This window comes from Noviherbaspirillum sp. ST9 (assembly GCF_048799745.1).
Lineage (GTDB): Bacteria > Pseudomonadota > Gammaproteobacteria > Burkholderiales > Burkholderiaceae_D > Noviherbaspirillum.
This window is the reverse complement of sequence record NZ_JBLWFR010000025.1, coordinates 1-1,356: the sequence shown is the minus strand read 5'-3', so window position 1 is coordinate 1,356 and position 1,356 is coordinate 1. Positions and strand designations below refer to the sequence as shown.

Here is a 1,356-nt window from a genome sequence, read left to right as displayed (position 1 = left end):
ATACTGGTAAGTCTCCATTTAAAGAAATTTCCTGCTCAGCAGCTATCGAAGCTTTCGAAACAAAAGGGTTAGGCTTTGAAAATGTGAGATTTTTGTCTCGCACTCCTGCGACGCAGTCATATATAAGGGTTAATAAACGAAATACGGAAGATCTACCCAAGCTTGTATCGATTGAGGCTATGACCATCGATTATTCTTTTATAAAAATTTTTCTAGATTCCTACGTTAAACCGACTTTCGTTGATGAACAAGACTACAATGTTTTTTTTTCAAAATACCTCCAGTTTTATACGAAATTCAACTGGGACTCTTGGACCCCCTCAAAGGATCCGGCTCCTGCTCATTCTTTAATCACCTGTTTAAAAAAGTGCCACTCTCTCAATAAGGAAGATTATCACTTGTTGAAATGGGGGAACATAATGGCGGTGCTTAACGGTGGTAAGTTTAATAAGTCGTTAACTAACCTAAACGAATCGGATAAAAGGGTCAACGACATTTTCCAACTCGGAGTAAATAAAGGTAACAACACAATTTTTTATTCCATTGACACTGAAAATGGACTACTCGAGATGTATGATCATAGGGGTATTCATTGTAACAAAGTATATGGTTTATCGAGTGGTGTGGTATCACAAAAACGGGAATATTCTATCAAGGTTCCCTCATGTAAATGGCTATAAGTTAAAAAGATTTAGCATTTGATAAACTGCATTTAGAAGTACCATTGCATCACCTAAGGCCAAGGTCTTATACGGCTATAGCTATACAGTTTTGTGAAAAATCACTTAAAAAAATGAAAGCACTACTCACAGAACCAAAAGTCTATTCAAAAGCATTTAAGGAAAAACTAATTGTTAAGGTTGTATATCAGAACCTTTCCATAAAAGAAGTCGCTTATGATCACGGCTTGCCTAACACTCATATATTAAGTAACTGGGTAAGTATTTACAAAAGAGGGTTAGAAAAAGGAGCTGTATCTTTACCACTTATGAACCCCAACGAAAAGGACTCTAAGGCACTTAAAGCTCATATAAAACAACTAGAGAAAGCCCTGGAAAAAGCCAATGTAATGATCTATGGACTTAATTCAATGATCGATTATGCAGAAAAGGAACTCAAAGTGCCTCTGCGAAAAAAGCATGGCACCAAACAGTCACGCTGATTAAGGAAAGGCGAATTACAAGGATGGGTATCGGGCCTCTTTGTAGACTGTTTGGTAAGTCCCGACATGCTTACTATGACAGGAAATATCATTTCAAATCGATTCATCAGGATGAGGTTGTGGTACTGGATATGGTAGCCCAGATCAGGCGTGAGTTGCCAGGGCTTGGCTTACATAAGCTGTACAGGTGCTTA

At 37.8% G+C, this 1,356-nt stretch carries 2 protein-coding genes; both read left to right on the top strand.

What is annotated here, in order from left to right; all coding sequences use genetic code 11:
* Positions 1–680: hypothetical protein (locus tag ACNOHI_RS24480; RefSeq protein WP_420477339.1), on the top strand; the 680-nt coding region annotated here is incomplete at its 5' end.
* Positions 681–793: 113 nt separating this feature from the next.
* Complete coding sequence (locus tag ACNOHI_RS24475) at positions 794–1,162, top strand: transposase (RefSeq protein WP_128771479.1); 369 nt, start codon at positions 794–796, stop codon at positions 1,160–1,162.
* Positions 1,163–1,356: the final 194 nt, after the last annotated feature.

What these genes read in the sequence shown, in the direction of transcription:
- ACNOHI_RS24475 (WP_128771479.1), top strand. Translation starts at nt 794, where the DNA reads ATGAAAGCACTACTCACAGAACCAAAAGTCTATTCAAAAGCATTTAAG.